Origin of the sequence: Staphylococcus americanisciuri (assembly GCF_024814435.1) — a bacterium.
Taxonomy (GTDB): Bacteria; Bacillota; Bacilli; order Staphylococcales; family Staphylococcaceae; genus Staphylococcus; species Staphylococcus americanisciuri.
In genome coordinates, this window is sequence record NZ_JANUXY010000001.1 from 1 (window position 1) to 15,705 (window position 15,705).

Below are 15,705 nucleotides of genomic sequence, written 5' to 3' on the forward strand. Positions count from 1 at the left end.
GAGCTAAAAAACATAATTCCAGCAAGCAAAAGACATTAAATGGTATTTTGAGCGGAACGTCCCCGAAACGTCCTCAAAGTGGCTTGAAGCCCTTCATATAAGGGGTTAAAATCAGCCTCATCTTCCGTAGAATATAGGCTGAAATCCTTGATATTAAAGGTTTTTTTATTTGCAAGTGTCAAAAAAGTGTCAAGAAAAAAATTTCTCTGACACGTTGACCTTGCTCTTTTTACTTCTACATCTTTTATGGTGGGATGGCATGAATTAGCCATTCTGCCTTTTTCTTTTTAATATGCAAAAAGGCACAATCACCATGGACTGTACGCTAAATGAAGATAGCTGGAACTATATGACAAATAAAGCTAGGTACTTATAACTATTTTTCCACCACAGAAGCTGAACAGTCTGATAAGATAAATCCACTAGATTAAAATAGAAAAGTAAATATGATAAAATAATGAATGAGCAAGTTGGATAGATGGTGGCTAATCTCAATACAAAGGGGTGATGCCTATGGTTATAGTTGTTGCTCCTGGAAAGGAATAGCATGACGGATTACGAAATGCTCATGGTTGTGTTAACAATCATTGGGTTAGTAGTGATGAGTCAAAACAACCATAAAAAATAACCATCCAACTTTAGCCGGTTAATGGTTATTTTTTGAAATAATGATAATTTGGCTGCCGTCTTCTTAACGGGCTCACTGGGGCATGTTAGCGCATGTCCCTTTTCATATTTAATTTAACATACAGAATTTATATAATCAATTTTAAAAGTCATCTGTTTGATAGATGTCTATTTATATAGAAGGCATTTATTATTACTTTAAATGAAACTGAACATCTTGGGTGTATCAGAAAAGTTACACTAAAACAGCTTGAACAAATCGAATTAGAAACCCTCAAAAAGATTGTTAAGCACAAGAATTTCCTTACGCTAAAAAACAACTAAGAATGGCTTATTATATAAACCGTTTAACAATGGAGGTATTGAAGGGATTAATAATAAGATTAATCTTATCAAAAGAACGGCATATGGATACAGAGACTTCGATAATTTTAAAGCACGTATACTCTTAATATTTAAACTTTACCAACGTTCTAAAAAGCAAAGGTAAGTTATGCAACATAAAAATCTGCGTAGTAATAGCTGCCTAACGTATTCTGTATTACCATGTATTGTGTGGAAGTTAACGTATGAATCGTTTCGATTGCGAGACGCCTAAGACAACAAGGCGAACGGAAAACCCATTTTGGCTTCTGCTTATCAGCTTATGTGCACACCCGATAAGGCCAAAATTAGTTGGAATGAGGCGTCTTGGCAATCAATCAAGAAACGTGATGCTATTCAAAAAGCCACAATCGTAATGGACTGTACGCTAAAATGAAGACAGCTATTTTTATTGAATTAAATTACAATATGATTTATAATGACATTAAGATAACTCGAGAAGGATTAGCTCTGGGTCCCCGAATGGGGGTAGGCGTAAGCTGAGAATTCCTATGACCCTGGGGTTATCTTTTTTTATGTTGCCTATGATATTTGGATCGTTTTTAATTTCTTTGATAATAAATTCTACGATTTGTTGAGAGTACCTAGTTACATATGCAAAATGATAGGTATATTTATCATCTTTTTTTAAATTGTAAAATTTGATGATTAAACTTAAAGTGTAGTTATTAAAATTATTCTTGCCGTCTTTTTTGTCATAGTAGTTAAAAGGCAAATTCTTAGCGCGTATTTGTTTGTTCACGGCTTTTATTACATTATTGAAACTTAACGTATATTTGTCATTTGGATCTTTCAACTCTTTTAAAATTTTAGCGTTATGCTCTGAGTCGTTAGAAACATTCACAGAAAAATCAGCATTTTTTGGATTTCTAGTGATGATTATAGTATTTTGCAAGGGGATAACTAAAGAGTTGGAATTATCTAGCTCCTGAGCGGATGCTAAATCATTTTTTTGTGTTATCAATTTTTCAGCTATAGCTGGGGAATATTTCCCACGTATTTCATCGTTATTCAAAATATCCATATTTACTGATAAGCTCAAAAAGTTTTGAGGTATTTTTCGAGTAATATCTATATTATGGAATCTTTGTAATTGTTCTGAGAAGTTTAGAATATTTGCTTGGAAAAAAGGAGCATAGACTGTTTCATAATCTTCAGTTACTAAATGAGTACTTATATTTCTTAAATCTACAATTTTCTCTAGATTAATTCTTAAGGGTTGATTTTTATCGGTGTAGACAACCTTAATTACGTCTGATAAATTCAATGTCCTACTAGAATTGTTAGAGTAATATATAGATTTACCATCTTTTAATAGTTTAGCTTTTAACATTAATTCCCAAGCATTACATATAAAAAAGGAAAATCCTTCTATTCTATATTTAATGGTAGGTTTATTATATAACTCTAGCCCCATAATAAATGCTTCTTGGCATTTAAGTAGCAATCGCTCTCTTAAATTTTCTTTTTCCATACAAATCCCCCTTAAATTATAATATTTAAAGTGTCAAGCGGTTTAATATAAATTGTAAAATTACTTTACCAACAAGCTTTACACCTTTATTTTCGTAAAGATTGTTTATTCTACTTTGTGAGGTACTGCGTCTTCATAAGGCATCTCGGTTTCAGAGTCAAACTGGTCATCAGTGTAATAGTAATCTGATGTAGGTAGCAATCCTGCGTCGCCATTTGGTATGCCAGTATATCCATGTTGTTTAGCAACTTCTGCGTTAGCCCTCATTTGTTCTTCATAGGTCGGTAACTGTTCATAAAATGCTTCAAATTCTTGTTGGTCTGATTGACTGATTTGCTCAGTTTGGGAAGATTGTGAATACTGTGAATACTGATTTTCGACACTGATTTGAGTAGCATTAGTCTCCGAAGATTCTGTTAAATCTTTGCCTTTATCATTTTCTTTAGCTTTTTCATCTTTAATTGCTTTTTGCTTTTCAGTTTTTTCTTTTGTTTCTTTCTTAGGTTCTTCTTTCGCGTCTTTCTTGTCATTGCTACAGGCATTTAACACTAAAGTGCTTGCTAAAAGTATGCCAAGTAGTTTCTTCATAATACTCACTCCTTTTATCTAAACAATCTTTGATTTGCTATAACTTTTCCTACAATTTTGACTTCATCTTCACTGCCGTAGGCCTGAGGATAATGTTGTGGGTTGTTTGATTCTGGTATTAAGATTATTTGATCTTCTGTGTAACGTATGTGCTTAACCGTAGCATTGTATCCGTTTACCATAACTACACCTAGTTGACCATTTTCCACAATTGAGTCTTTTTCTACAACGAGAACATCGCCTTCTTGAAATAGCTTATCCATACTATCTCCAGAAACTTGAAGTCCGAATTCTTCTTTATTAGAGTTAAGATTTTTAGTAGCAAAATATATGTAGTCTATTAAATTCTCTTCGCTATAAATTGGAAGACCTGCTGATATTTTAGATACAACAGGAATTTTTTTGACTGGTAGGGTCTCGAGTATTTTTTCTTCATTATCTTCCACTAAGTCTGATTTACTAACATTAAAATAATTAGCTGATAATTCTAATTTGTTTAATCGAGGATACGTCTTTGTATTTATTCAATCATATAGCGTTGTATATTTTATTTTTTAATCTTTAGATAATTATTTTCTATCTATATTATTTTTTCATAAAGTGAGAAATATTTTAGCCATGTTTTCTTTATTGTTGAGCATATTTTTACTTTCTTCTAATAGCTAATTATATTATGCGATTTTTCTGTAATAATTACAATAAAAAGTAGAAAAATATGGGTTTAATGTTTTTATTAAGATTGAACCATAATATACTGTAGTCAGCTCTTGAACAAGCATGTAGAAGTTATAAAGATTCCCATCAAGATTTAACAGATAGTCTAAAACATTTCTTGACATCACATATGTCTTAAAGACTTAGAGGGATAATACTCATAACTATTAATCTCTTGTCTATTCTTCAGCAATAGTTTCCAATGTTTTTTAAATTTTGTGTAGTCTTTAGGCGCACTATAACAGCAACCATTCGTAACTGAAACACGACATTTATTAAGTGATGTTAGACTAAGAAACGGATACGGTAAATTACAATATATGTTGTCATCACCATGATAAGTTGTAATGATGGTCAATGTATTATTATAAAGAGTATCAACTCAAATGTTGTATTTAAAGAAGTAAAATAATGATTCCTGTATTGCCTTATTAATCGCTCACCAGCTAATGCCTGCCTTAATTGGAGGGGCTGTTTATGACCGAAAAAATGGGGACTGAGACTTGATATCTCATCCCAAAAATATGTATAAAATTCGGACTTTATACATTAATAAAAGTAAATTAGTTAAATGAAGATAGCTCGTTTATAAATGAACTAAATTCTTCCTTAGTTACGCTTAGTCTAATTGTTAAACCAGATTCGTACTTATATTTGAATACCGTAAACCAGCATCCAAATTTACATAAACTGTTAGATAATCAGTATCGAAATCAATAATTGTAAAGTATATGTCTGGCTCCATAAAATAAATTTCAGATACAGGAGGAGTGTATTCAAAACATCTCAAATTGTCCATATCATTTTCAAACATAACAAAATCAATAAGGATTTTTTGATTCTCAAATGTATTTTGTAATTCAAAATAAAATAAGTCCTTTACCTTAAAAAGGTTAAGAGCTAAATATGAACTAATACAAGTGCAAATAGCTTTAAAACAACTAGAAGGTAAACAGAATAAATAATTTAAAGTTACATCATAAGTGAAATAAGCTACTATACCTCACGTTAAAGACCAACTTTCAGATAAGCAAAGTCTTATGATGCAAAATCAAAAATCTTGTTATATAATGTTGCTAGAGGTTTTAGTACTCTGTAATTTTAGGTATAAGTGATACGAGGAGACGGAGGATATGTTGATTTATCGAGTTTTAGTACTCTGTAATTTTAGGTATAAGTGATACTTCTTGATTATCCCCATCCTTAGCCTTTTGGTTTTAGTACTCTGTAATTTTAGGTATTATGAAAATCATAAAAATATAAAAATAAGTACTTATTTTTAGGTTATTCAGCTGCTATGGTGGAAAGATAATGATAAGTACCTAGTTTTATTTATAATGTAGTTCCAGTTAAGTTGAACAGCTGTCTTCATTTAGCGTACAGTCCATGGTGATTGTGCGTTTTTGCATATTAAAAAGAAAAAGGCAGAGTGGCTAATTCACGCCATCTCATCACAAAAGATGTAGAGTCAATCAATTCTCTAATTGCTTTTTGATATACGCTTACCACTATCTACAAATGCTTTTTCACCGTCTTTACGATATGTACTTAACCACTTTGTTAATGTTTGGATGGGGATATCTCACCCTCTTGAAATATCTGTTTCACATCTACTATATTCTACCAAGTTGAACGGTTTCCATTTTAAAACGATGGTCTGATATTACTGATACGCCCATAAATTGACTTCTTGATTTATTAATAATTTATCGTATCCGTTTCATAGTCTGAAATTAGTTCTTCTTTGAGTTGTGATTTTTGATAAGGTAAGAGCGCATCATCTTGCACTTTTTCTGGTGGTACCACTTTGTTAATAATAGAAAAGTATAAGTGTGAACTTTGCTAGCATCAACCACTTAGACGTCACTGCTCATTTATAACATGGCATGTAAAAAATCATATACTAATCTCTTTTTATGGAATCAATGTGACAGAATATGGTGGAGACTGATGTGCAGGCTCAAAGTATTTATTTAAAAATAATGCAATAAAGTGCAAAAAAATTATATTAATCTCTACATAACAAATGAAATGTAGCGATAAATTTAATTAAACTCTATATTGTCGCAAAATAGACAAAATGTTTAAAAATATAAGATTGTTATATGTAAATGAATTTGTTACAATTTCATTTAAAATATTGCTTATTAGCAAATAAGGGAGATTATATATTATGAAAAATAGATTGTCATTTGTTCAAATGATTTATGCTGCGATTATTGGTGGCTTGTTATCAGGTATTGTGAAGTTAGGGTGGGAAGTGATGCTACCACCAAGAACACCTGAGCGTAATGCGACGAATCCACCACAAGAATTATTACAAACGTTTGGTTTCAGTCATGATTTTACACATATGACATACCAGTTCTCAGAACAATCTATGCCTTGGGTAAGTTTTATTGTGCATTTCAGTTTTTCAGTAGTTGTAGCATTTATTTATATACTACTTGTTAAACGTTTTTCAAAACTTGCAATGGGTTACGGTTCAGTTTTTGGTATTGTTGTTTGGATTGGTTTTCACTTAATTATTATGCCAGTTATGAATGTTGTGCCAAGTATGTTTGATCAACCTTTCCATGAACACGTATCTGAATTTTTCGGACACATTGTTTGGATGATGGTGATTGAGCTAGTGAGAAGATATTATATTTATAAAAATGCTTTTGTACAAATCAAATCATAAAATGAGAAAAGCCCCCCTGATTTAATAGGTGGGCTTTTCTATTTAACGCGAATAAATGGTTATTCCAAGTGTTCTATCGCATATTGTGCTTCTTCTTCTGTAAACATTTCACCGTATTGTGAAACAAGTTGATCATAAATTTCATTTTTAGACATATTCTGATCTTTAAAATATGATTCAGCTTTCTTCAAGGCATTTTTTTTGTAGTCTGCTTGAAGGTGGTCTATCGCATATTGAGCAACATCAGCAGGGAATTTGTCACCGTAATCAGATGTGAGTATGTCATAAATACCTTTCTTTGACATATAGAAGTTATCTGAATAGATCTTAGCTTTCTTCAAGGCATTATTTTGTTCAGTACTAGCATTATTTTGTTCAGTGCTAGAATTATTTTGTCCAGTGTTGGCATGGCTATCGTGAGGTTGTTTGGCTGTTGTTACTTGATTTGTAGCGTTTAGTTTTTCTATTTCTTTATTACCTTTATAGAAAAAGGCACCGACAAACCCTAACAAAATAATAGAAAGGATAATGAAAACGATAAGACATCCACCGCAGCCCCATAACCATCTTTTTTTAGTTTTTGAAGCCTGTTCTTTTTGATAATTTTCAAATTGTTGTCGTTGTTGTGCGAGTAATTCTTGAGTTGTTTGATTTTTTAAATTGTTTGACATGCATACGTCCTCCTTAAAGTTTTAATGCGACACTAATGATTTGAACTTATATGCCAAATGAGATGATTATTTTAAATGATCTATCGCGTATTGTGCCTCTTCTTCGGTATATTTTTCACCAAATTGAGATGTCAATTGATCATAAATTTTATTTTTAGACATATTAAAATTTTTTTGATATGACTTTGCTGCTTTTAAAGCATTTTCTTTGTAGTCAGCTTTTAAATGGTCTATGGCGTATTGTGCTGCTTCTTCTGTGTAATTGCCACCGTATTCCGAAGTGAGCTGATCGTAAATACCTTGTTTTGACATATAGAGTGTGTCTGAATAAATTTTTGCTTTTTCAAGTGCTCTATTAGAATCATTACTTTTTTCCTTATTAGAAGAATCATCTAAACTGAATGCTGGCTTTTGCGTTTTTGAATCTTGTATTATTTCAGGGTATTCTTGTATGTTTGCTTCATTGTCTGTTTCAATAATTGCGGTAAATAAAATAGCTGAACCGACAAATATTAAGATAATGACTAACAAACAGCCAGAGCCTACACCACAACCAATAAGCCACCATTTCTTGGAATTTGAAGGTTTGTTTTGTTGCCATGTTTCAAATTGTTCTTGTCTTAATTTTTCATTTCTTTGATTGGTTGGATTGTTAGACATTTGATGAATCTCCTTTTTGATTTTTTAGAATGTTGCGGTAATTAATCAAGGTTTAAAATATTTAAAGTTGGAATAGTTATATAATGAAAATTTTTGGTGTAAATCTACACTGGTTTCTTAATATCTATATTATATAAATTAACTGGGTTGTAAGCAATATTATTTTTAGATAACTTAAAATTTAGAAGGGATTAAAACAATGTAGATGATGTATGCAAATATTTGTTAATTTCTTAGGATAAATACTATTTGATTTATAGAATATGGGTATATTTATGGTCAAAATTGTTGTCGAGGTCTGATATGAAGAAGGGGATATGGTTTTGAAAGATCAATCTGAAATTTGAATAAGATGGTTAATGTTAGAAAATGTGTCAATATCATTATCAATAACAATTAAATTTTAAATATTAATTTAGTTATACGATTCAATGTATTTAGATTTTCATTTCTACTAAGACAAATGGATACTGAAACAATGCGCAACAGTAAAGAAAGATGAATGGTTGTATTAACAATAGTAGTGTTCTATGCAGAATTGTCTTAATATAGTTTATTTCACGCACTAATCATGCATTCGCTTTCAAATAGAGCTATAATAAGAAACGAACAATATTTTGGAGGAAGACATATGGAACATTGGTTGGTACAACGTGTAGAACAGACACCCCATGCTATTGCAGTAGAGACAGCAGATGGGCAATGGACGTTCCAACAGTTATTTGATTTGGCACAAGAGTATGGTGTGAAATTGGTTTCTTTAAATCAAGGACGTATTGGTTTATTGGTAGATAATTCTATAGAAGCTATTGCATTGATACATGGTGCATGGCTATTTAATATTGAGATTGCGTTAATCAACAATCGGTTAACGGATATTGAGATTATAAAACAAATGCAATCGATTGGTGTGAGCACAATTATTGCGACTGAGAAATATCGACAGCGCTTGGCAAGTTCGTCAATTGCAACGCGTTTTAGTTGTTTAACAGTGTCTGATATATTGATGATTGATGAATATCGAAATTTGCCGGACTTTCAAGAAGCGGCCATTGCATCAATTATGTTCACATCTGGGACTACTGGTTCTCAAAAGGCTGTTCCACAATCATTTGCAAACCATAAAGCAAGTGCTGAAGGCTGCTTTATACATTTAGGGTTTGATGAGCATACGCGTTGGCTTGCGGTGCTTCCGATATATCATATTTCAGGGTTGAGTATTGTTATTCGCAGTGTCCTCTATGGTTTTACGGTATATTTAATGGAGAATTTTGATGAACAACAAGTGATGCATGCAGTGCAATACAAAGGTCTGACACACATGTCATTAGTGCCACTGACGATGAAAAGATTAATGCGTGCAGGTTTAACAGCGCCTTATCAACTTGAAAAAATTTTACTGGGGGGCGCCAAGTTAGAGCAAGACTTTGTTGAACTTGCGTTGTCATATCAACTTCCCATCTACAATTCATTCGGTATGACGGAAACTTGCTCACAATTTTTAACAGCGAGTCCTGAAATGTTAGCGGAAAATCCAGAGGCCGTGGGATATATGAACGATCAACTTGTCATTAGTCATACCAATCAAGATGGTCACGGAGAGCTATGTGTACGTGGAGATAATGTAATGCGTGGGTATCTTTATCCTCAAGGACTGACAGATACGTTTGATGAAAAAGGCTTTTTCAAAACAGGGGATATTGCAAGTGTTGATGTACATGGGTTTGTTGTGATTCATGATAGACGCAAAGACTTGATAATTAGCGGTGGCGAAAATATTTATCCCAATGAAATTGAACGTGTCGCGAAACGACATCCAGATGTTAGTGATGCGATGTGTGTGGGTGTCAAAGATGATTATTGGGGGCAACGTCCGTTATTATATTTAATTGCTGAGCATGAAATTCAAGATATGGATGTGTTTTTGGCACAATCTCTTGCAAAATATAAGTTACCGCAAGAGATATTATATGTTGAATCATTGCCTTACACGAGTACTGGTAAGTTGCAACGACAGTTATTGAATGGAGAATAGCCATGAAGTTATTGGAGTTACATTTCTATCAATTTACGCCTACTTTTAAACATACAATTCAAACGCCAAAAGTGACTCTGAAGACACGACGAACGTTATTTATCGGACTCATTGATGATACAGGTAATGAGTGGTTTGGGGAATGCAATGTTTTTGAGACGGATTGGTATTATGATGAGACTATTGAGACGGTGAAGCAAACTTTAAGTCAATGGTTCGAGACGATAAAAGGTAACGTATTTATGAGCTTTGCAGAAGCACAAGATTTAGTGGGGGACTTAGAAAGTAGACCTGCAGCACGTGCGACGGTGATGATGGCACTTTATCAAATGTTTCATGAGCTGCCGTCCTTTGAAGTACCTATGACAATAACGGTAAATGGAGATATACAGCGTCGTTTAGTACGGCTTGATTATGCAGCGCGTATTAAAATTAAATGGAACCCTCATATTGTAGAACAAGTTAAAATGTTAACAGCGATGTACCCTGATACGCCAATTACAACAGATGCGAATCAAATGCTATGCGAGCAAGATTTACCGCTGTTGCGAGCACTAGCAAGGTATCAACTGACCTACATTGAAGAGCCGTTTCCAACCCTCATTGATTATCGATGTACCAAGGATTTGCCACCGATTGCGATTGATGAGCAGGCGACTGATGAAGCAACAATTATGCGTGCTATTCAACACTATGGTGTGAAAGTGGTCATTGTCAAACCGTTCAGAGTAGGCGGGATTGATCGGGCGATGACTTTGATTGAATTATTGCGTAATCAAGGTGTGACGGTTGTAGTAGGTGGTATGTACGAATGTGGTCTTAGTCGTTACTTTACAGCGTTACTTAGTCGTTATGGTGACTATGCTGGTGACGTCACACCGGCGAATTATTATTTTGAGGAGGATGTTGTTGAACAGTCAGGGCAATTAAATCAGGGCAAGTTATATTTTGAGCCCCCTGTCATAAATCAACATCTGTTGACATGTTATTCATGATGGTGCTTATTTTGTTTGAGGGGGACGGGGTCAAAGCCTCCTTTATGAAAAGGATGGCATCTTAATATGCGTCGAATGGCTAACCAACTCCCTTTCAATGCACCATGTGTTTGAATAGCTTCAACAGCATAGTTAGAACATGTTGGATAAAAACGACATGTCGGGGGCGTTAGTGGCGAGATAAATCGCTGATAAAATCGAATACATGAGATGAATAATGATTTCATAAAGTTCCTCCTAAGTAATGATTAGAGATATTGTAACACACAATGAAAGGAGAATGGATAAGTGGAGTTTATAGATGCTGCGAACCAACGTGTGACTTTAAAATTTTGCGCACAACATGATAAGGCAACGGGTAATCATGTTTTGGCATTACCAATATATCGTAAACAATTGTTAATGACGAATCATTGTGTACGCGGCATAGAGTTTCCGGGTGGTAAGTGTGAAGGAGACGAATCAAGTTTAGATGCGTTACGCCGTGAATTATATGAAGAAACAGGTGCTACGATTGAAGCGGCGTATTATATTGCTCAATATACAGTGCATGCTGATCCATTGCCTTTTACTAAAGATGTGTATGCCGTAATAGTCGATAAAATTGTTGAAAAAACAAATTATTTGGAAACGAATGGTCCTGTACTCGTTTCAACGTTGGAAGATGTACCAGATGAGCAAAAAAGTACTTTATTGCTAGATGAAGCGATATTAACATGTGTAGAAAGGATATCAACTCTTGGCTTTTATCAATTATAAATCGATGCCGGCAGAACTCGGGACACATGATGTAACTGAAGTTCAATATAAGTCCGATGATTTCATAGTTCGAGGCTTACTCGTCACACCGCGAAAATCGGTCAACCGTATCGTTGTGTATTTGCGCGGTGGCAAAGGACAAGTGGGACGCGTGAGGTTAGCAAGATTACTTCAATTTGCCAATGATACGACATTAGTCTTTGCGCCGTACTATCGAGGCAATAATGGCAGTCAGGGGCATGATGCTTTCGGTGGAGCTGACTTGCAAGATGTGATTGCAGGGGTGACAATTTTGAAGGCGTTGTACCCTGATGTTTCAGTGCATCTGATTGGTTTTTCACGTGGTGGGATTCAAGGTTTATTGACCTACCAAGATGTACAAGCGACTAGTTATATTATCTGGGGCGGCGTAACGGATATAAAATTAATGTATGAAGAGCGTGTGGATCTCCGAGGCATGTTAAGACGTATGGTAGGACATCCTAAGAAACATCTATCTGCTTATGAACAAAGGGATGCGCTGAGATTGATTGATGATACGACACCACCTATTCTAATTATTCATGGTGGACTTGATACGCAGGTGGGCATTCATCAGGCTTATCACTTAGAGGCACACTTAGCCGAACATCAAGCGAATTATGATACATTTTATCAGATGTCAGAAGGTCATGTGCCGAGACCACGTGCGATGGCAGAAGTATTAGAACGCATACGCATATGGATGGACAATATTGAAAATAGAAACGTAATAAAAGAGAGACATTAATTTGCCTCTCTTTTGTAGTTCTATTAACTAGCCTTTAAAGCCACCTGTTTGTTGTAATTGTTGTGCTTCTTCACCGAATTTTTTAAAGTTTTCACGGAAACGTTCGATCAGTTCAGATGCTTGTTTGTCATAAGCCTCTTTATCACGCCAAGCATTTTTAGGTTGCAAAATAGTAGTAGGGACACCGTCGATTTCGGTTGGAATACTTAGACCGAAAATGTCATCTTCTTCAAACGTACTATTTTTAAGTGAACCATTAATCGCACTGTTGACCATTTTGCGAGTGTATTTGAGTTCAATACGATTACCTTTGCCATAGACACCGCCTGTCCATCCTGTATTGACAAGGAATACATTTACTTCATGCTTGTCGATTAAGTCGCCGAGTAAGTCAGCATATACTTTAGCATTCAACGGTAAGAATGGTGCACCGAAACATGTTGAGAAAGATGGTTGTGGTTCAGTAATGCCACGCTCTGTACCTGCAAGTTTTGATGTAAAACCGCTCAAGAAATGATACATTGCTTGGTCTTTGGTTAACTTAGAAATAGGTGGTAAAACACCAAAAGCATCAGCAGTTAAGAAAATAATTGTATTTGGGTGAGAGGCTTTAGATGGTACAACGATATTATCGATATATTCAATAGGATATGCTGCACGTGTATTTTCTGTATATTTGTTATCATCAAAGTCTATGTGACCATGCGCATCAACTACTAAATTTTCTAAAACTGTTCCATAGCGAATCGCATCAAAGATTTGAGGTTCTTTTTCTGCTGATAAGTTGATTGCTTTAGCATAGCATCCACCTTCTATATTAAAGACGCCATTTTCATTCCAGCCGTGCTCGTCATCACCGATTAACTTGCGCTCAGGATCTGCTGATAATGTTGTTTTACCAGTACCTGACAAGCCGAAGAATAAGGCAACATCGCCTTTGCGACCAACGTTTGCGGAGCAGTGCATACTCATGATGTCACGCTTTGGCAATAGGTAGTTCATTACAGAGAAGATAGATTTTTTCATCTCACCGGCATATTCAGTCCCACCGATAAGTACTGTTTTATGTTTGAATGAAACGATGACGAATGTTTCAGAACGCGTGCCATCTTGTTCAGGATTCGCTTTGAATGTTGGTGCAGAAATAATGGTGAAATCTGCTTTGATTTTTTCCGCTTCACTTATTGAGTGTGGACGAATGAACATGTTTTGGGCGAATAGGTTGTGCCATGCAAATTCATTCACCACTGTTAGTTTAAGTTGAGAGTCTTTATCGCTACCTGCATAGCCATTGAAAACGAAAACTTCTTCTTTAGCATCAAGATATTCAAGCACTTGGTGATATAAGTTTAAAAACTTTTCTTCTGATATAGCTTGATTGACACTACCCCAGTCGATGTCATCTTTTACTTGTGGGTTATCAACAATATATTTATCTTTTGGAGAACGCCCCGTATATTCTCCAGTTTTTGCATTGATTGCCCCAAGTTCGGTTAATTCTGCTTCATCACGTTTTAAGATTTTGTTGTAGAGTTCAGTCTTAGTTAACTGAAAATGAGATGTAGGCTTGTCAATTAATGCATTCAGTGCACTAGTATCGAATGACATAATGAATCCCTCCAATAGTTTGTTCGTAAATGTAAGCCTTTACAATTAAAGAGTATACCACATTAATGCCTTAATCCCCATAGTAAATCCCAAAAAAGAAGGATGGATTTTTGGAAAATATAAAAGGGAGTTCATAGTTGGGAACGAGCATGATGTTAGTGTTATCAATATCAAGATTCTATGAGGTAAAGATACGGTTTAGTGACTTGTTGGTGTACGAATTATGTCTCGATCTTAAATAGATTTGTGAAATTGACACACGAGAAAAACTTAGGTAATATAAAAGCAACGGATTCTCTTATCCTGAGTGGTGGAGGGACATGGACCCAATGAAACCCAGCAACCTCTTTTAACGAAGAAAGGTGCCAAACCGTTTGCAGGTACAATAGCCTGAACGATAAGAGCGAATGGACGTTGAGCCTTCACTCTATGTATGTGTAGTAGTTGTGAAAGGCTCTTTTTATTTGAGCTCAGATAAAGAGAGTGTTCGTAATTTATTTTTAAAGGAGCATATTATGACATACAACAAACGATTATTCACTTCAGAGTCTGTAACTGAAGGACATCCTGATAAGATTGCGGACCAGATTTCGGACGCAATATTAGATGAGATTTTAAAAGGAGACCAGTCTGCACGTGTGGCTTGTGAGACAACTGTCACTACGGGTATGGCATTGATTGTTGGTGAAATATCCACGTCAACCTATGTAGATATTCCAAAAGTTGTCAGAGAGACAGTTAAGCAGATTGGTTATACACGAGCGAAGTATGGTTATGATTATAAAACAATGTCAGTGCTAACTGCGATTGATGAACAGTCTCCTGATATCGCACAAGGTGTAGACCGAGCATTGGAATATCGCGATGCATCGAATGATGAAGTCTTGAATACGGGTGCAGGTGACCAAGGATTAATGTTTGGCTATGCAACGAATGAGACGACATCTTTTATGCCATTGCCAATTGATTTATCACACAAATTAGCTAAGCGCTTAACAGATGTGCGTAAAGATGGCACATTAGAATATTTAAGACCAGATGGTAAAGTACAAGTGACGGTTGAATATGATGAGTCCAATCAACCTAAACGTATAGATACTATTGTCATTTCATCACAACATCACGAAGAAATAGCACTGGATCAAATTCAACGTGACTTAAAAGAGCATGTTATTTATTCGATTGTGCCTGAATCATTATTGGATGATGAAACTAAGTTCTTCATCAATCCTACAGGTCGTTTTGTTATTGGAGGACCACAAGGCGATGCAGGATTAACAGGGCGCAAGATCATTGTTGATACTTATGGCGGCTTTGCACGTCATGGTGGCGGAGCATTTTCTGGTAAGGATCCAACCAAAGTAGACCGATCAGCAGCGTATGCAGCACGTTATGTTGCGAAAAATATCGTGGCAGCAGGCTTTGCCGATAAATGTGAAGTACAGTTAGCTTATGCAATTGGTGTGGCACAACCGGTGTCGATTGCTATTGATACGTTCGGTACAGGTAAAGTGTCAGAAGAAGCATTGATTCAAGCAGTGAACGAAAACTTTGACTTAAGACCAGCAGGGATTATTCAAATGCTTGACTTACAACGCCCAATTTATAAACAAACAGCAGCCTATGGACATTTTGGTCGTACGGATGTTGAACTTCCTTGGGAGAACACTGACAAAGTAGATGATTTGAAAAAGTCAGTTGCAGATTATCAAGGGTAATATTAAGTTTTTAATCGATT

At 35.1% G+C, this 15,705-nt stretch carries 13 protein-coding genes, 2 pseudogenes and 1 riboswitch; of the genes and pseudogenes, 8 read left to right on the forward strand and 7 right to left on the reverse strand.

What is annotated here, in order from left to right; translation table 11 throughout:
• Nucleotides 1-523: 523 nt before the first annotated feature.
• Both NXS11_RS00005 and NXS11_RS00010 read left to right on the forward strand, forming a co-directional pair.
• Entirely contained in the window at nt 524-628 is a 105-nt protein-coding gene (locus tag NXS11_RS00005; protein ID WP_259197614.1) for a hypothetical protein, read from the forward strand.
• Nucleotides 629-979: 351 nt separating this feature from the next.
• Nucleotides 980-1,117, forward strand: a pseudogene (locus tag NXS11_RS00010) (transposase); the annotation flags it as partial.
• A 318-nt stretch (nt 1,118-1,435) separates the two neighbouring features.
• Here the strand turns inward: NXS11_RS00010 and NXS11_RS00015 are convergent.
• The 3 genes and pseudogenes from NXS11_RS00015 to NXS11_RS00025 form a co-directional block, all read right to left on the reverse strand.
• Complete coding sequence (locus NXS11_RS00015) at nt 1,436-2,485, reverse strand: DUF3644 domain-containing protein (RefSeq protein WP_259197616.1); 1,050 nt, start codon at nt 2,483-2,485, stop codon at nt 1,436-1,438.
• Between the two features lie 105 nt (nt 2,486-2,590).
• Nucleotides 2,591-3,073, reverse strand: coding sequence for a hypothetical protein (locus NXS11_RS00020; RefSeq protein WP_259197617.1), 483 nt, complete (start codon nt 3,071-3,073; stop codon nt 2,591-2,593).
• Between the two features lie 14 nt (nt 3,074-3,087).
• Nucleotides 3,088-3,714 (reverse strand): annotated as a pseudogene (locus tag NXS11_RS00025) (S24 family peptidase).
• Nucleotides 3,715-5,960: 2,246 nt separating this feature from the next.
• On the opposite strand from NXS11_RS00025, the gene NXS11_RS00030 reads away from it, so the two are divergent.
• Nucleotides 5,961-6,470 carry a YagU family protein gene (locus NXS11_RS00030; protein ID WP_259197618.1) on the forward strand — a complete coding sequence of 170 codons (510 nt, stop codon included), beginning with the start codon at nt 5,961-5,963 and terminating at the stop codon, nt 6,468-6,470.
• A gap of 59 nt (nt 6,471-6,529) precedes the next feature.
• On the opposite strand, the gene NXS11_RS00035 is transcribed toward NXS11_RS00030, so the two are convergent.
• Nucleotides 6,530-7,141, reverse strand: a complete 612-nt coding sequence (locus NXS11_RS00035; RefSeq protein WP_259197619.1) for an Ltp family lipoprotein — start codon at nt 7,139-7,141, stop codon at nt 6,530-6,532.
• 66 nt (nt 7,142-7,207) lie between these two features.
• Nucleotides 7,208-7,801: an Ltp family lipoprotein gene (locus tag NXS11_RS10970; RefSeq protein ID WP_306345052.1), complete on the reverse strand. Its 594-nt coding sequence runs from the start codon at nt 7,799-7,801 to the stop codon at nt 7,208-7,210.
• A gap of 631 nt (nt 7,802-8,432) precedes the next feature.
• On the opposite strand from NXS11_RS10970, the gene menE reads away from it, so the two are divergent.
• On the forward strand, nt 8,433-9,836 hold the full coding sequence (gene menE / locus NXS11_RS00045) for an o-succinylbenzoate--CoA ligase (RefSeq protein WP_259197621.1): 1,404 nt from the start codon (nt 8,433-8,435) through the stop codon (nt 9,834-9,836).
• A 2-nt stretch (nt 9,837-9,838) separates the two neighbouring features.
• On the forward strand, nt 9,839-10,831 hold the full coding sequence (menC, locus tag NXS11_RS00050; protein WP_259197622.1) for an o-succinylbenzoate synthase: 993 nt from the start codon (nt 9,839-9,841) through the stop codon (nt 10,829-10,831).
• On the opposite strand, the gene yidD is transcribed toward menC, so the two are convergent.
• On the reverse strand, nt 10,822-11,058 hold the full coding sequence (gene yidD, locus NXS11_RS00055) for a membrane protein insertion efficiency factor YidD (RefSeq protein ID WP_259197623.1): 237 nt from the start codon (nt 11,056-11,058) through the stop codon (nt 10,822-10,824). The two genes, menC and yidD, sit on opposite strands and share 10 nt — an antisense overlap.
• Nucleotides 11,059-11,119: 61 nt before the next feature.
• On the opposite strand from yidD, the gene ytkD reads away from it, so the two are divergent.
• Both ytkD and NXS11_RS00065 read left to right on the forward strand, forming a co-directional pair.
• The gene (gene ytkD, locus NXS11_RS00060; protein WP_259197624.1) at nt 11,120-11,590 is read left to right on the forward strand and encodes an RNA deprotection pyrophosphohydrolase; all 471 of its coding nucleotides are present in this window, start codon (nt 11,120-11,122) and stop codon (nt 11,588-11,590) included.
• Nucleotides 11,571-12,359 carry an alpha/beta hydrolase family protein gene (locus NXS11_RS00065; RefSeq protein ID WP_259197625.1) on the forward strand — a complete coding sequence of 263 codons (789 nt, stop codon included), beginning with the start codon at nt 11,571-11,573 and terminating at the stop codon, nt 12,357-12,359. The genes ytkD and NXS11_RS00065 overlap by 20 nt, the downstream gene beginning before the upstream one ends.
• Before the next feature lie 27 nt (nt 12,360-12,386).
• On the opposite strand, the gene pckA is transcribed toward NXS11_RS00065, so the two are convergent.
• On the reverse strand, nt 12,387-13,967 hold the full coding sequence (pckA, locus tag NXS11_RS00070) for a phosphoenolpyruvate carboxykinase (ATP) (protein ID WP_259197626.1): 1,581 nt from the start codon (nt 13,965-13,967) through the stop codon (nt 12,387-12,389).
• A 295-nt stretch (nt 13,968-14,262) separates the two neighbouring features.
• A riboswitch (SAM riboswitch) is annotated at nt 14,263-14,371 on the forward strand.
• A 111-nt stretch (nt 14,372-14,482) separates the two neighbouring features.
• Between pckA and metK the strand changes: the two genes are divergently transcribed.
• Nucleotides 14,483-15,685, forward strand: a complete 1,203-nt coding sequence (gene metK / locus NXS11_RS00075) for a methionine adenosyltransferase (protein ID WP_259197627.1) — start codon at nt 14,483-14,485, stop codon at nt 15,683-15,685.
• Nucleotides 15,686-15,705: the final 20 nt, after the last annotated feature.